The organism is Streptomyces sp. BR123 (genome assembly GCF_013401435.1).
Lineage (GTDB): Bacteria > Actinomycetota > Actinomycetes > Streptomycetales > Streptomycetaceae > Streptomyces.
In genome coordinates, this window is sequence record NZ_JACBGN010000157.1 from 1 (window position 1) to 16817 (window position 16817).

Consider the following 16817-nt stretch of genomic DNA (forward strand, 5'->3'; position numbering starts at 1 on the left):
ATCGAGAGCTGGTACAACTTGCGGAGGCTGCACAGCAGCCTCGGCTACCGCACACCCGCCGACTACGAGGCCGCCCTCGCGGCCTGACCACCACACCGATGGTGTCCGTCAAAGCGGAACAGGCTCACGCGCGCTCCGATCGCCCACTGCCTCCCCACCAGGTGGACAAACGCTGCTGCTGAACGTGAACAAAGCCAATCAGCCGCTTCTCGTCTTCGCACAGCTGCCGGTAATGGCGGCCGTCTGCCCAGAGCGGTTCCCAGTAGGCGGCGCTCGCGGTGGATGCGGTGGCGGTCACGGCTCTCCTTCTCGGGCGGGCGGCACGGCTGCGGTGTCGGGCGGGGCGGGCATGTCCCGCAGGGTGCGGATGACGGAGGTGAGCAGCAGGACGACGGGGAGGGTCTGAATGAGCGCGCCGACGGCGAGGACGGCCCGGACGTCGAGGAGGACCGCGAGGGCGCCGGCGGTTGCGGCGGCCAGGGGGCGGCTTCCGGCGGTCACCGTGGTGCTGGCCGCCTGCATCCGGCCCTGGAAACGCGGGTCGCACAGGATCTGGCGTAGGGATCGCTGGCTGACCCCTGACGCGGTCGCCCAGAACAAGTGCGGCGAGCATCCCCGCCAGGACGATCTGCCAGCCGCGGCCGGGCCCGGCCAGGAGCAGCGGCACCTGAGCGAGGGGGCTGATCGCGAACCCGGTGATGATCGTCGGTCCGACGCCGAACCGGGTCGCGATCTTCGGCGCGAGCAGCGCACCAGCCAGGCTCCCCATGCCGCCCACTCCCATGATCACCCCGAATGCGGTCGGGGAGGCGCCGAGCGTGGTGAGAAGGTAATACGCCCAGAAGGTGTTCATCACCGCCAGGCCGAAGGACAGCAAGGCGAGGGCCGCGATCACCGTGCGGATCACGGGCTGTCCGATCACGTACCGCACACCCGCGGCGATGTCCTGCCCGAGACCGCGACGGCCCTCGGCCGCCTCGGCGGGGTGAAGGCGCGGCTCGGGCGCAGGGATACGCCATACCAGTGTGGCCGAGATCAGGAAGGAGACGACGTCGGCGAGGACCGACCGCGCCGGTCCCATGGCGCCGACGAGCGCGGCGCCCGCGTTGCTGCCCGCGCTGTCGGCCACCGAGGACGCCGCGCCCAGCCTGGAGTTGGCGTCGTGCAGCAGGTGCGGTGCGACGATGCTCGGCAGCAGGCTGATCCCTGCAGCGTCGTGCACCACCTTGGCCGCGCCGAGCACGAGCGTCACCCCGTACAGCTGCCCGACCGTGAGCATCCCAGCCAGGGCGGCGGCCGGGACAGTGGCGAGCGCCGCAGCCGCCGCAAGGTCCGAGAGAATGAGCTGAGTGCGCTTCGTGTACCGGTCCGACAGGGCGCCGGCCCACAGCGCGAGCGTGCTGGGGAGCTGACCGAGGAACGCCAGACTCGCCACCTCCCAGGTGCTGGCGTGAAGTTCCAGGATGGCCAGCGCTGGCAGGGCAATGGTGCTCACCGCCGACCCGGACAGACTCGCGGCCTCGCTTCCGAGCAGGTACCGGTAGGCCGGGATCGTCCACGCGGTGGTCCGCGAGGCCCGGGCGGCAACCGTCACGGGGCGTCACTTCCGTCCTCCGCCAGTTCCGGGGCAACGACATTCGCGTACGGGCGTCCGGCGACGAAGTGGCGCAGGACCTCGTGGGTGAAGGGGTGGCAGTCGGGGGAGGGCTGGTGGGATCGACCCAGACCAGCTCGCTGTGGGTGCCTGGCTCACGGTTGTACGGCTCGTCCTCCCAGCTCCGGGCGAGGAACACGGCGCCCACCACCCGTTCGCCGTCCGCGGCGTGGAGATGGGCAAGCTGGCAGAACTCGAGCCGGTCCGGGGTGATGCGGATCCCGGTCTCCTCGGCAAGCTCGCGCGCTGCGCCTTCGTCGAGGAACTCGCCGGCTTCGAGCCGACCGCCGATGACGGTCAGCAGGCCGGGAGAATGCCACGAGTGCGGCTGGTGCCGGACGGTGAGCACCCGCCCGCCGCCGGGACGCTGGATGAGCACCATGACGTGGGCGATGCTCCGGTGGATGTCGCTCACGGCCGGTTCTCCCTCATGAGCCGATCCAGGGTCCTCCGGCCCCGGGCGGTGACCATTGGGTCGTTGTTGTCCGGGCCCCAGGCCAGGCAGTTGACGGCGTCCAGCGCGGTCAGGCAGCGCAGGGCGTGCCGCTCGGCATCGGTGAGTTCTCGCCCGTACGACTGGAGGAACGCCTTCTCGCGGTCGGGGTGGTCGAGCCACTGGGTGACCGTGAGGATGACGAGGTCCTGGACGCGGGCGGCCGGCCGGGTCCTTTCGAAGTCAACGAGGGCCAGTCCGGCCTCGGACCACAGCCAGTTCCGCGGCTGGTTGTCGCCGTGGATGTATCCGACCGGCACCGGGCCGACGCGGCGGAGCTGGGCGGCATGGTCACGGATCGCCTGCTGCTCGTCCTGGGTGAGCCGATCCCCGGCGCGGGCCAGGTACTTCTCTGCCCCGTTGGCGGCGGCTTCCAGGGACGCCTCGGCCTCCGCCCGGTCGGCGCGGTCGAGTTCACCGGCTTCGTGGAGGCGGGCCGTCAGCGCGCCGGCCTGCCTGTGCACGGCCCGCCACTCGTCGGTGCTCAGGCCGAGCCCCTTCGCCGGGGCGCCGGGCACCGCGGTGAGCAGCAGGAGAAGGTCCTCCGCACGGCTGTCGATGAGGTGGGGCGCCCGGCTGTGGCCGAGCGCGGGGACGATGTGGCGGTAGGCCCGGCTCTCGCGGGTGAAGAACTTCTTGCTGGGCGAGACCTTCACATACGCGCAGGATCCGCCTTCGACCTCCAGCTCCCACACCCGGGAGCGGTCCCAGTCGTGCGAGGCGTCGTGTACGGCCACGACGGGCCCGATCCGCTGCTCCGCCCAGCGCTGCACCGTCGCGGGCAGCGGTTTCGTCTGCCTCACGCCGCGCACCTCGCGCTCGGTCGCGAAGCGGGCAAGGAACGGGGGTCGCGGCCATCGGCAGCGGTGGGGGATGGGGGCACGGCTCCTCCTTGGTGGTGCCCGTCCCGCCGCGCGGCGGGACGGGTGGGGGCGAAGGTGATCAGCGGTCCTGGGAGAGTTCCAGCAGTTCGGCGAAGGTTCCGTCGGCGTGGACGAGGTCGTCGTACCTGCCCTGTTCGGTGATCCGGCCGTGCTCCATCGCGATGATGTGGTCGGCGATCTTGGTGTTCTCCAGGCGGTGGGTGACCATGATCGTGATGCGGTCCGCGGCGATGGCCTTGATCTGCTCGAAGATCTGGTGCTCGCCGCGGGGGTCCATCTGGGAGGTGGGCTCGTCGAGGATCAGCAGCCCCGGGCGCCTGTACAGGGCCCTTGAACAGGCGATTCGCTGCCACTGCCCGCCGGAGAGTTCCGAGCCGCCGAAGACGTCGCGGGCCAGGAGGGTGTCGAGACCAGCGGGCAGGTCCTCAAGGGCCTCGCGCAGGCCGACAGCGTCGACGGCCTCCCACACGGGGGCGTCGTCGTGGTGCGGGGCTGGCCGAGGGTGACGTTCTCGCGGACCCGCAGCGGCCACTGGGCGAAGATCTGCGGCACCAGGCCGGTAGTCGCCCACACCGTGGCGGGGTCCATCTCGGCAAGGTCGGTGCCGTTCCACGTGACCGTGCCCTTGTCGGGCAGGTAGATCCCGGTCAGCAGCCGGGTGAGCGTGGACTTCCCCGACCCGTTCGCACCGACGATCGCGAGGATCTGCCCGCGCTGCAGAGCAAGCGAGACACCGTCCACGGCGGGCTTGTCCTTACCCGGGTACTGGTAGACGACCTCCTCGAGCCGGATCTCCTCGGTCGGCGCGGCATGCGCGCGGGGGCCGCGCTTGGGGGCGCGGGCAGCGGCATCGTCGAGGAAGGCCTGCATGTCACTGAGGTACAGGCTGGTATGGAAGACCGCGGCGCCGTTGATAACCATCTGGGACAGCGCGGCGAGCGTGGTCTGCACGGCGATGACCGCCGTCGCCGCCACAGCGAGCTCGACCCGGCCGGAGACCGCCAGCCACGCCAACGCGCCCCAGGTCGCGACGAGGAAGACACCGCCGGCCAGCGCGGACAGCAGGGCGATCCGCAGGGTCCGCGGCGCGGCGGCCAGGGTGCGCCGGTCGCACCGGTCAGATAGAGCCCGGTACCAGTAGATGAGGTAGTCCGTCATCGAGTTGGCGCGGACCTCGTCGCCGTACTTCGACTCGGTCGCCCACCAGCGCATCATGCCGCGCACGTTGCGGTCGGCGATGTTGGCGTAGTGGATCTCATAGTCCACCCGGGCGGTCAGCACGGCGCCGACGCCGGCCGGCAGCACCGCGAGCAGGAGCGGCGGTAAGATCCACGGGTTCAGCACCGACAGCACGCCGCCGGCGGTGACCATGCGGATCACCGCGGACAGGAACCGCTGAGCGTCGGTGACCATGACGTGCGTACGGATCACCCCCATCTCGGCCGCCTCATGCCGGTCCGAGAAGCCGTCCTCCGCGTAGGCCGAGGCCTCCACCCGGCACACCGCCTCGACCAGCGCGGTGTCCGTCTCCGTGGTCAGCCGCGGAGTGATCCGCCGCTCGGCGTACGCGGCGACCGCTCCCGCAGCGCGTGCCAGCGCGGCGGCGAGCGCCACCACCAGCAGCGCCGGCAGGGCGCCGCGCAGCCGCTCGCCGGCGGTCCCGTCCCCAAGGACCGGTGCCATGGCGCGGGCCGTGGCGGCCAGCAGTACGGCGGCAGAGACGCCGGTGACCACCTGGCAGCCGAGCAGGAGCTGCACAGCCCGCCGGTCGGTCCCCCACGACAGCCGCGCGATCCGGCCCAGGACGGCCGGGATCTGGGCGCACATCCGCCGGAAGGAGACCTCGGCGAGCGGATTGACGGAGTACTGCCCGCTGTACGTGATCTCCGCTGGCAGGGGCGGCGGAGGCACGGTCTTCTGCTGTTCGTTCGTTGCGGCCGAGGTCAAGGCGGGTCCCCCTAAACGGTCGTCCGGCGTCGTCGTGAGGCTCAACGACCGCGCCGAGATATCGAACTGGTGTATTTGAGTCGCTTCGGATTTCCCGAGATAGAGCGGCTGGGGCCGCATGGAGAATGCACGGACCCAATCCCCGCAACAGGTTTATGAAGCAGTGCGGTTGGCCGAATCGCCGACAGTGGTGTCCCCACGGGCCCCGTGGTCGACGATCACGGGGCCCGCTCCTTCCAGCCGCCGGTGACCCCGACCGCGGCCGGCCACCGTCGACGGTGACGTCCGGCTGCGCGGCGGCCGGGACGGCGGTGTTCTTGACCGTGTCGAACTGGCCGGTCTGCTGGGCGGGGATGCAGGCCCCGGTGCGGGACGCCGAGGCCGCCAGCCGGCGCCGGGCCTGCGGCTTGTGTGGCCATGAGGGTCATGAACTCAGCGAAGAGTGTTACGCAGGGCCTCCTCCAAGACAGGTAGCTGGTCCAGCAGCATCAGATCAGCCTCGTGCCGCGCCCTGCCGTAGGACTCAAGTGCGGCATCGACGATGTGCGGCCGCTTCACTGGTGCCGAGAACGGAAACGTCGAGCAGAGCACGGCTGCACAGCCCACACGGAGCGAGTACACGAGGTCGTTCGCGGACGCCTTGGGGTTGGCGTCCCGGTAGGCCAAGGTGAGATCGGTGTATCCGGTGAGCCAGCGCTCCACACCGTTGGCCAGCACGCTGCTGGGGTCACAGCCCAGACGCGCAATTTCCCAGGCGGGGTACCAGAGTGTGGGCGGTCGGAAGTCCACGAACGCGGCGGCATCGTCGTCCTTCAGCAAGACGTTGGGGCCGGACAGGTCGCCGTGCAGGATCTGGACCGTCAGCGGTGGAAGCGAAGCAAGGATGCGCTCGACGCCACCCAAGAGAGCTTGCCGTTCACGCGTCGCCTGCAACGACCATGCCTCGAACTCCCCAAGCCTGGGCTTGCTCTGGAACGCGAGAATCAGATCCTCATAGCGGTCTCGTGCGGTAGCCACGTCACACACCGCGGCGCCAGGTTCCAGGGTGGGTGCGGCGGCGCGGTGAGCGGCGAGCCGACGGTGGAGGCGGCCCATCGCTGTGCCGACGGCTGCCCACCGTGCACCCCTCAGGCCGCCTTCGGCGGTCGCGGTGTGCGGCACGTACGACCACAGGGACATCGCCAGGGGGCCGCGGGTCGCGATGAGATCGTGCTCGCGCGTGCGGGTTGCCCGCGCGGTCGCGACACCTCCGTCGGCGCAGTACTCGGACAGTTCGACCGACGCCCGCTCCAGATCCAAGTGCTCGCGAGTGCGGTAGACCTTGGCGAAGTGCCGCCAGCCCGACTGGTCCACGACGGCGTAGTTGTCCGTCGCGGTGCCCTCCGGGATACGCGTGATGTCTGCCGGGTGCAGCCCGTACGCGAGCACCAGCGTGTCGGCGATCGCCATAATCTGGTCCCTCTCCGCGGTACGGCCGGGTGTGGCCGGCGCGGCGACGGGATGGGCGGCGGGCTGCTGAGATGGGGTGGACATGGTCTCCTCTGCGAAGCGCACAGCGGTGGCGATCAGATGATGGGCGGGCGGCCGACGGCCGGGACGATCAGGACGCGGGCGTGGACCGTTGCCGCCCGGTGCTCACCGAGCTGCGGCGGGCCGCGCCGGGTGCACAGGGGCCGCAAGATCGCGGTCCAACGCTCCGTCAATGCGGTCATCTGCCTGCGCCTCCCTCGTTCGGGGTGTCGCAGTACCCGGGGCCGATCCGGCACCGACCCAGCTGCCGGCGGGGGACCGGCCCACCGAGCCGGCACCGCGGCTCCCCGCCGCGTGACTCGGCCGATCGAGGCGACGAACGCGGTATCCGGCGCCGGCCTTCCATGGTGAGAGGACCGGTTCGGCCTCGCAGAGGCGGGGCGCAGGGCCGGCCGGCGGGCGCCACGGCACCAGGTAGGGGGCCAGAGGATGATCTTGGACGCCTTCGTTCTCGTCTCCGCAGGCATCCCTCGGGCCGCACCACCAGGAGGAACCAGTGTCGTCGCCGCAAGTGATCAACCCCGCGGAGAAGCTCGCCGAGGCGAAGAAGCTGCTGGGTTTCCCTCGAATTGTTGCGATTTGCGGCTCCACTCGTTTCATGGCCGAGATGGTTGAGGCCGATGTGCGGGAGACCAAGGCCGGACGGATTGTCGTCAAGCCTGGTTGCGACCTGAAGTCGCCGGACGAGCTCTGGTCCGATCCTGTCGAGGCTGAGGCGCTGAAGACTCGGCTCGACGAACTGCACCGGTCGAAGATCCTGCTCGCCGACGAGGTGCTAGTGGTCGGCAACTACATCGGGGACAGCACGCGGGCCGAAATCGCCTACGCCCGGTCGCTGGGCAGGCCCGTGCGCTTCACGCACCCCGAAGTCGATCCCGACGCCTGAGGGCCCGCCCCCGCGCCCTCCGCCGGCACCCTCTTGGACTTGATCATCCAGCGGATGGCGTGGTCGTGAACGCGAGCTCATGCAGCGGCCGAACGCATCGCGGCCGTGATGGCCGCAGCGAGAGACTGCCGGTGGTCCATCACGTAGAAGTGGTCGCCCTCGTACCTCTCGAGTCCGCGGAAGTGCGTGGTGAACGCTTGCCAGGCGAGCAGCCGGTCCTCGCCGAGCAGCTTGTCCCGGCGGCCCCCGAATGCGGAGAGCGGAACGGCAGCGGCTCGGGGTCGCGGGGAGGGGCCCAGGTGTCCAGGAGTTTGAAGTCGCTGCGGAACACCGGGGCAAACTGGTGCCAGACGTCGTCGTTGTCGAGGAGCTGCGGCTGGCTGCCGCCGACGCTCCGCAGCCAGCCGCGCAGTTCCTCGTCGGACATCCGGTGAGGGCGGCCGGCGGCGTTGGCCTCGGCCTGCGGGGCGCCGAAGGCGGACACACCCAGCCAGGTGGGGAGCGGGTCCCCCTCGTCGTGAAGTCGGCGGGTGAGCTGGTAGGCGACGAGTGCGCCCAGGCTGTGGCCGAAGAACCCGAAGGGCCGGTCGAGCCGGGGAGCGATAGCGGTGTGGACGTAGTCGACCAGCCGGTCGCAGTCGTCGATCAGCGGCAGCGCCTGCAGGTGGCCTCGGCCGGGGACCTCCAGGAGGCACAGTTCCCAGTCCTTCGGGAAGTGCTCCACCCAGCCCCGGTAGAGCAGGTGCGAGCCGCCGGCGTGGTGGAACAGGAACAGGCGTACGGCTGGGTCGATCACCGGCCTCGGGCGGATGACCGGGGAAGACGTCTCGCCGATCTCGCCGATGAGCTTCGAGACGACGAAGGCGTGCAGCTCGGCGAGGGTCCTGGCACCGCTGACGACCACGGTGTTCTCCGGGACGCCGAACGCGGTCTCCACGCGGGTGGAGATCTCGAGCATCAGCAGCGAGTCGATGTCGAGCTCGTCGGTGAAGTGCGCCTCGTCGGTGACCTCCTCGGGTTCGACCTCCAGGACGCCGGCTATCAGGGCGCGGAGATCCTCGATGTTCACGGTCGCATTGGTCATGGGTGTTCCCCCGGCTCCTGCGTGGATGGACGAGTGGTCGGTCAAGGGGTCAGCAGCAGGACAGCTGCCGCGTCGTGACGAGGGCCTCCGGCCGCGGCGAGCACGTCCCCGCTGGCGCCGCCCTCGAAGTGGGCAGCCGCGGCGGTGCACTGCAGGACGCCCAGCGCCCCGGACAGCGGGCCCATCTGGGCTTCCAGGTCGATCCGGCGCGTGGCTGCGAGCAGCTGGTTCGCCCCGGCGCCCGCTGCGTCCCCGAGCCACAATCCGACGGATCTCTCCTCCGTCACACCGGCGGAGGTCAGCGCCGCGGCGAGGTCCCGGGCCCGCGCGTACCCGGCGATCGTGGCGCGCGGCCGTGCGCCACGGGAAGCGGCTGCGTCCACCGGTTCGAGGACGACGGCGACCGCCGCGTCGGTGGACTGCTCGCCGAGCAGCTTCGCCGTCACGTCGTTGGCGGGTTCGACGCCGACGACGACGGCTGCTTCGGCGCGCCCCGCCACGATGAGATTCCGGGCCCAGGCCAGGGCGTCCAGCCCGCTCGTGACGCCGTTGCAGACGGTGAGGTTGGGGCCGCGCAGCCCGTAGCGGATGGCCACCCAGCCGGCGATGACGTTGCTTGAGGTCTGGGGCAGGCCCAGCGGGCTGAGGCCCCTGACACCTTCTCTGACGATCGTGTCGGTGCCTGCGCAGACGCTGTCCGCGTTGCCCAGGTTGGTACTGACCACGACGGCGGTCGCATCAGCCGCGCCCGTGAACGCGGCGTCGGCGCCGGCGTCGGTCAGGCCCGCGTCGTGGAGGGCGAACTCGGCGGCCCGCAGGGCGAGCCGGGACGCGCGGTCCTTGTGGCGCAGCTCGCGCCCGCGGAGTCTGGTGGCCGGGTCGAATCCGCCCTCGCCGGGCAGCGGTCCGAGAAGGTCGCCGTACGTCGCCACACCGGGGAGCGCCAGTCCGATGCCCGTGACGACGACCCCCCGGACGTTCAGGTTCCTCATGGGTGCGGTGCTCGTCGTGTTCATCGGGCTGCCTCCACGATCGCGACGGCGTTGATCCCTCCGAACCCGAACGCGTCGATCTGAGCGATGGCCAGGTCGCCGACTGCGGGGGAGCCCTGCACCAGGCCCAGTCCTGCGGCCTCGGGGATCGGATCGGTGAGTCCGAGGACCGGGGGTACCGTTCCTTCCTTCATGGCGAGCACCGCCATCACGAGGCTGAGGAGTCCCGAGCCGCCCAGGGTGTGGCCGGTCATCGCCTTGATGGCGGTCATCCGCGGACCGGGTCCGGCGCCGTCGAAGATGCGGCGCAGGACGCTCGACTCCGTCGCGTCGTTGAGGGGAGTGCCGCTGCCGTGCAGCATCACCAGGTCGATGTCCTGCGCCCGCACCCCTGCTCTGCGGTAGGCGTCGAGCATCGCGCGGGTGATGCCGTCGGGGTCGGGCGCGGTGGCGTGGTGAGCGTCGCAGTTCATGGACACACCGCGCACCCGGGCGTGCACGGCCGCGCTGCCAGTGCCAGCGCGCTGGACGACGACGGCCGCCGCACCCTCACCCATCAGCATGCCCTTGTGCGTGGCGTCGAAGGGGCGCAGCGCGTCGGGGATGTCGTTCTGTACCCGGTCGAGCGTGCCGAAGCCGCTCTCGGTGGCAGCGTCGGTGCCCGCGACGACAACCGTGTCGGCCATGCCAGCCTCGATCATGTCGGTGGCCAGGCCGAGCGCGTACAGCGTGGCGGAGCAGGCGTTGGCGAAGGTGTACGTGGTGGACGCCCCGAAGGCCGCCTTCAAGGCGGTGCCGAAGTGCAGGTCTTCGAGGGCGACGTCCGCGTCGTCACGCCACCACAGTTCGAGGCTGCGCTGCTCACGCATGGTCGTTCCGACCAGCACGGGTACCTGGGACAGGTCCTCGCCCAGGCCCGCGTCGGCGACCGCCTGACGAACGACGGTGGTGAGCCAGCGGGTGGCGCGCCGCGGTATGTCGCCGCCGCCCTCGGGCCGGTCGTCGATCTCGTAGGCGTAGGCCGCCCGGTACTTGTCCGGGTCGAACGCCCTCAGGGGCGTGCGGCTCTCCTGGCCCGCGCACAGAGCGGCGAAGATCTCCTGGGGGCTGGCGCCGATGTTGGCGACGGCGGCCATGCCCGTAATGTCCCAGGTCACGATTGTGCCGCCTGCCTCAGCTCGAAGGCGGCCAGCTTGCCGGTCGACGTGGTCGGGAGCTCGTCGAGGAACTCCAGACGGGCAGGCCGCTTTTAGGCGGCGAGGCCGCCACGGATCGCGGTGGTCACCGCGCGCCGCACCACGGCCTCGTCGGATCCCGGCCGGGCCACCAGGTACGCCACGGCCTGCTCCAGGCCGTCACCATCGCGGCCGCCAACCACCACGCAGTCCTGGACCCCTTCCACGCCGCGGATGACGCTCTCGATCTCACGCGGATAGACCTTGTAGCCGCCCAGGTTGAGCAGGTCATCGGCGCGGCACAGATGGGTGAACGTGCCGTCCGGCGCACGGCGCACCACGTCGCCGGTATAGGCGCCGCCGTCGGCGAAGGTCACCGCGGCGGCCTCCGGCCGGCCGATGTAGCCGAGGGCTACGGTCGGGCCGGCGATGTGCAGCCGGCCCTCCTGGCCGTCGGCGACGGGGAGGCCGTCCGCAGCGCGGACGGTCGCGGTGACCCCGGGCACCGGCACCCCGAAGGTCCCCGACTGCTCATTCCCCGGCGGCGTGCCGACGACCGTGTAGAGCACCTCGGTGGCGCCGAGACCGTTGAACAGCCCGGCCTGGAAGGCGGCGCGGATCCGCTCGCTGAGCGGAGCGGGCAGATTCTCGCCCGCCGACACGCACAGCCGCACGGAGTCGACACGCTCGGAGGCGAGTGCCGTCCCGGAGGCATTCAGCAGCGCGGCGTACAGCCGTGGGACGGAGAACAGCACGGTGGGTCGGTAGTGCTGCAGCGCGGCGGCGAAGGAGGCATGCCCAAGGGAGTGCGGCACTCGGCGGGTGCGATCGCGGCAATGGCCGACGGCATCGGCACGGTCCTGGCGCTGACCCCCGAGGACACCGTGCTGTCCACCGCGAGGATGTCCTTCGGCTACGGCTTCGGCAATTCCGTCCTGTGCCCTTTGGCGGCCGGCTCCCGCGTCGCGCTCATCCGCGGGCCGGTCGACGTCCACTCGGCAAGGAGGTCGACCGCGTCCATCAGCTGCCGCAGCCCGACGGGGTCGTCCTTGAGAAACCGGGCGGCCGCGTCGATGGCGGTCTCGTCCCAGACGATCGCGTACGTCACCCACGCTCCAGACCGAGGCGGGCGCGGACGTCGTCATGCGCGATGGCTCGCGCGGCGCCGGCGGACTGGCGCTCCCGGTACAGGGCCAGGGCCAGGGCATCCTCGAGGTCGGCGAGCTCCTGGGGGTTGATGAGTACGGCCGCCGGCTGGCCGTGGTCGGTGATCGTGATGCGTTCCCGCGCGTGGGACGCGCGGCGGACCAGCGAGCCGAACTTCGCCCGCGCCTCGGTGATCGGCAGAGTCTCACTCATGTACAGAACTGTACACTTCGCGCGCTGTCATGCCCCGCGGAACGTGGACGCTTCCAGCCCTGCCGAGATCACATTCTCAATGTCCCACCGGAAGACGGCCATGGCTGGGTGCGAAGGCCCGGAAACGATCGGCGGGCCGGACGGAAGGAAGGGCCCTTGCACGTCGGCCGCACGACTCTCCTGATCGCACCCCTCCTGTTCCGCGCGCCTGTCAAGTCACGAGTTTCCGTGACATGACCCCGTCCTGTGGTTCAGGCGCAATGAAGTCATTGATGTGCAGCCTGGCTGCGCGTCGCCCACTTACCCGCCCCATCCCGTTCCTGCTCAAGGAGCCTCCCGTGACTCTCACACCGAACGAGCGCCTTTGGCCCGTCCGCGTGACCGCGAGCGCCCTGGCGCCCGGTCGCTCCCCTCCGACTCGGCGCGCGATCCGATGTCCATCTACGATCTCCTTCACAGCGGCAGCTGCGCCGCTCTCATCCTCGCCTGCACCATGGCAGGCTCCTACGTCCTGCTGGTGATGATCGTGCTGATCTGCCCCAGCAGCATGCGGGGAAAGGCAGCCAGGGATCTCCTGAGCCTGCACCCCTTCTCCAAGAACGACTCAGACCCTCAGCGGAGTCAGGCAGACGACTCCAACGCACCGTGATGTCAGCAGGAAAGTGCGGTCATGGTGTACCGCTAGTGACAGCCGTCGCCCCGCTTGCCGACCAGCCCCCGCCCGAGAACAAGACCCGCTGGAGGAAGCCCGGGCGCGCTCGGCGTGGCCGGAGCGCTACCGTACGGGCACCCCGACTTCCTGAGAGGCGTCGATGGCTGCTACTTCTGTCCGGCCGGAGTGGGTGTCCTTGCCTTCCGGTGTTCGCGCGTACGTCGAGTCCCGTCTGGGGGCGGTGGTGGTTCAGGCGGAGGGGAAGACGGGTGGGTTCACTCCCGGGGTGGCCTCCCGCCTGCTCCTTGAGGATGGACGGCGTGTGTTTCCTCAAGGGCATGGACGCCGGGCATCCGTTCGCGCCGCAGTACGCCGACGAAGTCACCGTCACCCGGATCCTTCCCGAAGGGGTGGGTCCCGGGGTGTTGTGGTGGTCGGCACCCGAGGAGAGCGGGGGCTGGTGGCGGCTGTGCCTGGAGGACATCCCTGGCACGATGCCGGTCCTCGCTCCCGGCGCCGAGGACACCGTGCGGGCGGTGGAAGCCGTGGGGCGAGCCGGGCGCGCTCTGACCCCGTCACCGCTGTCCGGCGCCCGGCCGATCACGGAACTGGCCGGGCGGTGGCTCACCGGCTGGGCGGCCCTGAGCATGGACGCTCCGGCCGACCTGGATTCGTGGGCGGCACGGCACCTTGAGCAGTTGTCGTGTACGGCCAGGTACGGCAGGCCGCCCACGACGGAGCCGGGGCCGCCCGTCGGCCGGCGGTGCCGGAGGGCGGAAAACCGTTGCGGGGCGGCGGCGGCCTCCCCGTAGGCTCCGCGCATGAGTGCGAGGAATTCGACGGTCCGTGCGGTCAACCGGCTGACCAGCCGCTGGGCCGAAGCCGCGGTCGCGCCCGACGGGCGTACCGGAACCGTGCTGACCGCCGCCGGGGTCTGGCCGCTGCTGGCCCTGCTGGCGGACGGGGCGGGCGGCCCGGCCCGGGCGGAACTGGCCGGGGCGCTCGGCATACCCGCGGACGGGGCCTCGGCTGCGGCCCGGGAGCTGCTGGCGGCGCTGGGGCGCGTACGGGGTCTGGAGGCCGCCGCCGGGTTGTGGGCGCGGGCGGACCTGCCGCTCGATCCGGAGTGGGCGGCCCGGCTGCCCGAGGGGGCCCGGGGTGGGCTCACCGGCGACCGGGCCGCCGACCGCAAGCTGCTCGACGAGTGGGCGACCGCGCGGACGGGCGGCCTCATCGAGCGGATGCCGGTGCAGCTGACCGAGCACACCAGGCTGGTCCTGGCGTCCGCCCTGGCGCTGCGGCTCCGCTGGATACGGCCGTTCCGGGAGTGGCCGGGAACCATCCCGGAGGGTCCGTGGGCCGACCGGGAGGTCCTGCGGCTGCTCCGTACGACCTCGCTGCTGCACCGCGTCCGGGTGGCGGGGACGCCCGCCGGGCCCGTCACCGTGCTGGAGGTGGTCGGCGACGCAGGGGTGGACGTCCACCTCGTTCTCGGCGCCCCGGACGCCGCGGCCGGGCGGGTGCTGGCCGGCGGCATCGCCGCCGCGACCCGCGCCGTGCCGTGGGTGGACGGCTTCTCCCTGCCCGAGGGCACGCCCGGACCGGGACTCCGGGTCGGCGTCGGGGCGGCGTACCGGCCCGAGCCGCGGCTGAGCGTCGACACCGTCGCCTTCTCCGTCGACGCCGAGCACGACCTCCTGGAGCACGCCGGGCTGTTCGGCCTGGAGACGGCCCGCACGCGCGCGGCCGCCGGACACTTCCCCGGGGTCAGCCGCGACCCGCTCCTCATCGAGTCGGGCAGCCAGTCGGCCATGGCGCGGTTCCACGCGAAGGGGTTCGAGGCGGCCGCCGTCACCGCTTTCGGCGCGGCGGCGGGCGGCTGGCTGCCACCGCTTCCGTATCGTGTACGGACCATCGACGTCCGGTTCCATCGGCCGTTCGGCTTTCTCGCCGTGCAGCGGTCCTCCCGGCTCGTGCTTGCCGCGGGGTGGGTGGCCGAGCCGCTCGCCTACGCCGAGGCGGAGTACGAGGAGGACTGGGACGACGAGGAGTGGGAGGACGAGAAGTGGGCGTAGGCGGGGGGTGAGCGGGCGGTGTTGCCCTGCCACGAAGTCGCGCCGGCTCGGGTGGCTCATAGGGTGGAACCAGCACCAATCCGCGGTGATCCCCTGCTGCAAAGCGGGGGCCAGGCGCGTGGTCGTCGCTCCCCTGAGGCCGAGGCCGAGCCCGTTCTTCGTGTGGCGGCCGACCGCACCGCCGCCGGGAGGCGCGGATGCTGAAGGCTCCGCTGCAGCCCCTGAAGAGGGGCGATCACGGCCCCAAGGTCGCGGTGCTGTACGCGTACTTGCGTAGTTGGGGTAGACGCCGCACTCCGCGCGCCGACCACTACGACGAGCTGCGGGGCGACGCGGTGCGCCGGTAAACCAGGAGTTCTTCGGGCTCGAAGCCGACGGCGAGGCGGGCGAGCACGCCCTGGCGCAGCTGCGCCGGCCGCGCTGCGGGGTGCCGGACCTGTTGCCCGGCACGACGGCGGTGCCCCGGGCCGTGCCCACGATCCGAGCCTGGCCGCGCACGGACCTGACCTACGGGTTCATGCGCCGCACCTCCGATCTGTCACCGGCGCAGGTGACGTCCGCGGTCTCGCAGGCCTTCGCCACATGGGCCGCGGTGACTTCGCTGACGTTCACGCACGTCCCCCCGCCGCTCGCGGTGAGCGGTGCCGTGCAGGCGCTCGCCTTGGCGGTCCGCTTCGGACCGGCCTTCGACCGTACACAGGTGCGGGCCGTGCAGGCGCTCACGCGGCGGTACCGCGTGGACATCTCGTCGGCTCCCTCGTCCGCGAGGACGGCGATCCGCCCGCCTTCCTCGGTACGCCGCCCTTCGGCGACAACCCGTTGGTGCTCGGGCATGCCTGGCCGCGCCGTCCGCGGCGGCACCGGAATCCTTCGCTGGCGACGTCCATTTCAACGAGCCCCCACGTGGACGAACAGGCCCGGCCTGCTCACCGCTTCAGGCCGCCGCGGTGCACGAGATCGGCCATGCCCTGGGCCTGGGCCACACGACTACCGACACCGACTCCGTGATGACCGCCTCCGGCGGCGACGGAAGGCGCGAACTCTCCGCTGTGGACATCGAAGCCGTCCAGAAGCTCTACGGGCCGACCCGCTGGCCGCGCGACGCGACGGGCGGCTGCTGAGCGCCACCCAGGGGGCGCCGGGCGCTCTATTTGGTCCGTTCATGACAGTGGGGGGTGGCATGATCAGCAAGTGGTCGACCGTTTGACGGCAGGGGTGGGGTTGTGAAGGCAGGGTGGGCTGTGCGTGGTCTCGCGGCGCTGGTGCTCGCGGGGGCGGGGGTGGCGGGGTGTTCCGCGGAGTCGGACGCCGCCGGGCCCCTTGGGAAGACGGCTGACGCCGTGGCGAAGGCAGGGGCGGCCGAGGTCAGCGTACGGGTGACGTCGCCACACACCGGCGGCCGGCCGGTGGAGATCAAGGGCGCCTACTCGTGGGCCAACGGGTACACCATGGAGGCTCGGAAGCCGGCCGGTTCGGCGCTGGAGGAAGCCGGCAAGGGAGGCACCGCCGCCGTGCGCCTGGTCCAGGACTCGTACTTCTACGAGACCGAGGACGACCCTGAGGGCAAGCGCTGGTTGAAGGTCAAGGCCGCGGAGGTGAGGGAGGCGTCCGACGCGGAGGCCCTCGGCGGGCCGGAGAACGCCGTCTCCGCGATCACGGCCCTCACGTCGGCGAAGGACGTCGCCCGGGTCGGCGAACAAGATGTGAACGGCAGGTCGGCCACCCGCTACAAGGCGACCATCCCGCTGGGGAAGCTACATCAGGACGCCGAGAGGCCCTGGCACGGCGTGGTCCCGAACGGTGTCGACATGGTGGCCGAGGTCTGGGTGGACGGCAAAGGCGTGCCCGTGCGGCTGTCCCAGACAGCGGGCGCCACCACCGTGGTGACGGACTTCCTGTCCTTCGGCGTCCCCGTCGTCGTCTCCGCCCCTCCGGCCAGAGAGACCGCCGAGAGCGGGGCCTAAGGCCTGTCTGATAATTGATCTTGTGGCAGGTCGAGGCGAGTTGACGGATGCGGCGTGGGAGCGGATAGAGCCCTTGCTGCCGCGCATGGACGGGCGTGGGCGTCCGTGGCGTGATCACCGGC

16 protein-coding genes and 4 pseudogenes are annotated in these 16817 nt (G+C 71.3%); 8 read left to right on the top strand and 12 right to left on the bottom strand.

The genetic code is table 11. The features are described 5' to 3' along the window. Positions 1 to 124: 124 nt before the first annotated feature. From HYE82_RS22540 to HYE82_RS22565, 6 genes and pseudogenes are all read right to left on the bottom strand, one after another. Entirely contained in the window at positions 125 to 1594 is a 1470-nt protein-coding gene (locus tag HYE82_RS22540) for an MFS transporter (protein WP_309144412.1), read from the bottom strand. A 169-nt stretch (positions 1595 to 1763) separates the two neighbouring features. Beyond that, positions 1764 to 2036: pseudogene (locus HYE82_RS38360) on the bottom strand (NUDIX hydrolase); the annotation flags it as partial. A gap of 29 nt (positions 2037 to 2065) precedes the next feature. Further along, a complete protein-coding gene (locus HYE82_RS22550) occupies positions 2066 to 2950 on the bottom strand; it encodes a phosphotransferase enzyme family protein (RefSeq protein ID WP_179175952.1) in 885 nt (294 codons plus the stop codon). Positions 2951 to 3089: 139 nt separating this feature from the next. Then, positions 3090 to 4978 (bottom strand): annotated as a pseudogene (locus HYE82_RS22555) (ATP-binding cassette domain-containing protein). A gap of 432 nt (positions 4979 to 5410) precedes the next feature. Continuing rightward, positions 5411 to 6427: a phosphotransferase gene (locus HYE82_RS22560; protein WP_256987549.1), complete on the bottom strand. Its 1017-nt coding sequence runs from the start codon at positions 6425 to 6427 to the stop codon at positions 5411 to 5413. 116 nt (positions 6428 to 6543) lie between these two features. Further along, complete coding sequence (locus tag HYE82_RS22565) at positions 6544 to 6690, bottom strand: hypothetical protein (RefSeq protein ID WP_179175954.1); 147 nt, start codon at positions 6688 to 6690, stop codon at positions 6544 to 6546. 314 nt (positions 6691 to 7004) lie between these two features. Here HYE82_RS22565 and HYE82_RS22570 point away from each other — a divergent pair, with 314 nt between their 5' ends. Beyond that, a complete protein-coding gene (locus HYE82_RS22570; protein WP_179175955.1) occupies positions 7005 to 7394 on the top strand; it encodes a hypothetical protein in 390 nt (129 codons plus the stop codon). A 139-nt stretch (positions 7395 to 7533) separates the two neighbouring features. Here the strand turns inward: HYE82_RS22570 and HYE82_RS22575 are convergent, their stop codons facing one another. From HYE82_RS22575 to HYE82_RS22590, 4 genes are all read right to left on the bottom strand, one after another. Further along, entirely contained in the window at positions 7534 to 8478 is a 945-nt protein-coding gene (locus tag HYE82_RS22575; RefSeq protein ID WP_256987550.1) for a thioesterase domain-containing protein, read from the bottom strand. A gap of 41 nt (positions 8479 to 8519) precedes the next feature. Then, complete coding sequence (locus HYE82_RS22580; RefSeq protein WP_179175956.1) at positions 8520 to 9494, bottom strand: beta-ketoacyl synthase N-terminal-like domain-containing protein; 975 nt, start codon at positions 9492 to 9494, stop codon at positions 8520 to 8522. Continuing rightward, on the bottom strand, positions 9491 to 10627 hold the full coding sequence (locus HYE82_RS22585; protein WP_179175957.1) for a beta-ketoacyl synthase N-terminal-like domain-containing protein: 1137 nt from the start codon (positions 10625 to 10627) through the stop codon (positions 9491 to 9493). The genes HYE82_RS22580 and HYE82_RS22585 overlap by 4 nt, the downstream gene beginning before the upstream one ends. A gap of 92 nt (positions 10628 to 10719) precedes the next feature. Further along, a complete protein-coding gene (locus HYE82_RS22590) occupies positions 10720 to 11460 on the bottom strand; it encodes an AMP-binding protein (RefSeq protein WP_309144413.1) in 741 nt (246 codons plus the stop codon). Between the two features lie 21 nt (positions 11461 to 11481). Between HYE82_RS22590 and HYE82_RS22595 the strand changes: the two are divergent. Further along, positions 11482 to 11577 (top strand): annotated as a pseudogene (locus HYE82_RS22595) (hypothetical protein); the annotation flags it as partial. Between the two features lie 65 nt (positions 11578 to 11642). Here the strand turns inward: HYE82_RS22595 and HYE82_RS39360 are convergent. Continuing rightward, positions 11643 to 11753, bottom strand: a pseudogene (locus HYE82_RS39360) (type II toxin-antitoxin system RelE/ParE family toxin); the annotation flags it as partial. Next, complete coding sequence (locus HYE82_RS22605; RefSeq protein ID WP_179175958.1) at positions 11750 to 12004, bottom strand: type II toxin-antitoxin system Phd/YefM family antitoxin; 255 nt, start codon at positions 12002 to 12004, stop codon at positions 11750 to 11752. The gene HYE82_RS22605 and the pseudogene HYE82_RS39360, both read right to left, overlap by 4 nt. Positions 12005 to 12437: 433 nt before the next feature. Between HYE82_RS22605 and HYE82_RS22610 the strand changes: the two genes are divergently transcribed. The 6 genes from HYE82_RS22610 to HYE82_RS39365 form a co-directional block, all read left to right on the top strand. Further along, positions 12438 to 12653, top strand: coding sequence for a hypothetical protein (locus HYE82_RS22610; RefSeq protein ID WP_179175959.1), 216 nt, complete (start codon positions 12438 to 12440; stop codon positions 12651 to 12653). Between the two features lie 323 nt (positions 12654 to 12976). After that, positions 12977 to 13468, top strand: a complete 492-nt coding sequence (locus HYE82_RS22615) for a hypothetical protein (protein WP_179175960.1) — start codon at positions 12977 to 12979, stop codon at positions 13466 to 13468. Positions 13469 to 13477: 9 nt separating this feature from the next. Further along, entirely contained in the window at positions 13478 to 14731 is a 1254-nt protein-coding gene (locus tag HYE82_RS22620) for a serpin family protein (RefSeq protein ID WP_179175961.1), read from the top strand. 641 nt (positions 14732 to 15372) lie between these two features. Continuing rightward, positions 15373 to 15852 (top strand): matrixin family metalloprotease, encoded by a 480-nt coding sequence (locus tag HYE82_RS39570; protein ID WP_369009819.1) that lies wholly within the window; start codon positions 15373 to 15375, stop codon positions 15850 to 15852. 219 nt (positions 15853 to 16071) lie between these two features. Then, positions 16072 to 16695 (top strand): hypothetical protein, encoded by a 624-nt coding sequence (locus tag HYE82_RS22630; RefSeq protein ID WP_179175963.1) that lies wholly within the window; start codon positions 16072 to 16074, stop codon positions 16693 to 16695. Between the two features lie 22 nt (positions 16696 to 16717). Further along, the coding region (locus HYE82_RS39365; protein WP_369009814.1) for a transposase at positions 16718 to 16817 on the top strand (100 nt) is incomplete at its 3' end.

Bases quoted from the DNA above. Each gene is read 5' to 3' on its own strand.
- HYE82_RS22610 (WP_179175959.1), top strand. From the start codon at position 12,438: ATGTCCATCTACGATCTCCTTCACAGCGGCAGCTGCGCCGCTCTCATC.
- HYE82_RS22560 (WP_256987549.1), bottom strand. From the start codon at position 6,427: ATGGCGATCGCCGACACGCTGGTGCTCGCGTACGGGCTGCACCCGGCA.
- HYE82_RS22565 (WP_179175954.1), bottom strand. From the start codon at position 6,690: ATGACCGCATTGACGGAGCGTTGGACCGCGATCTTGCGGCCCCTGTGC.
- HYE82_RS22620 (WP_179175961.1), top strand. From the start codon at position 13,478: ATGAGTGCGAGGAATTCGACGGTCCGTGCGGTCAACCGGCTGACCAGC.
- HYE82_RS22605 (WP_179175958.1), bottom strand. From the start codon at position 12,004: ATGAGTGAGACTCTGCCGATCACCGAGGCGCGGGCGAAGTTCGGCTCG.
- HYE82_RS22580 (WP_179175956.1), bottom strand. From the start codon at position 9,494: ATGAACACGACGAGCACCGCACCCATGAGGAACCTGAACGTCCGGGGG.
- HYE82_RS22575 (WP_256987550.1), bottom strand. From the start codon at position 8,478: ATGACCAATGCGACCGTGAACATCGAGGATCTCCGCGCCCTGATAGCC.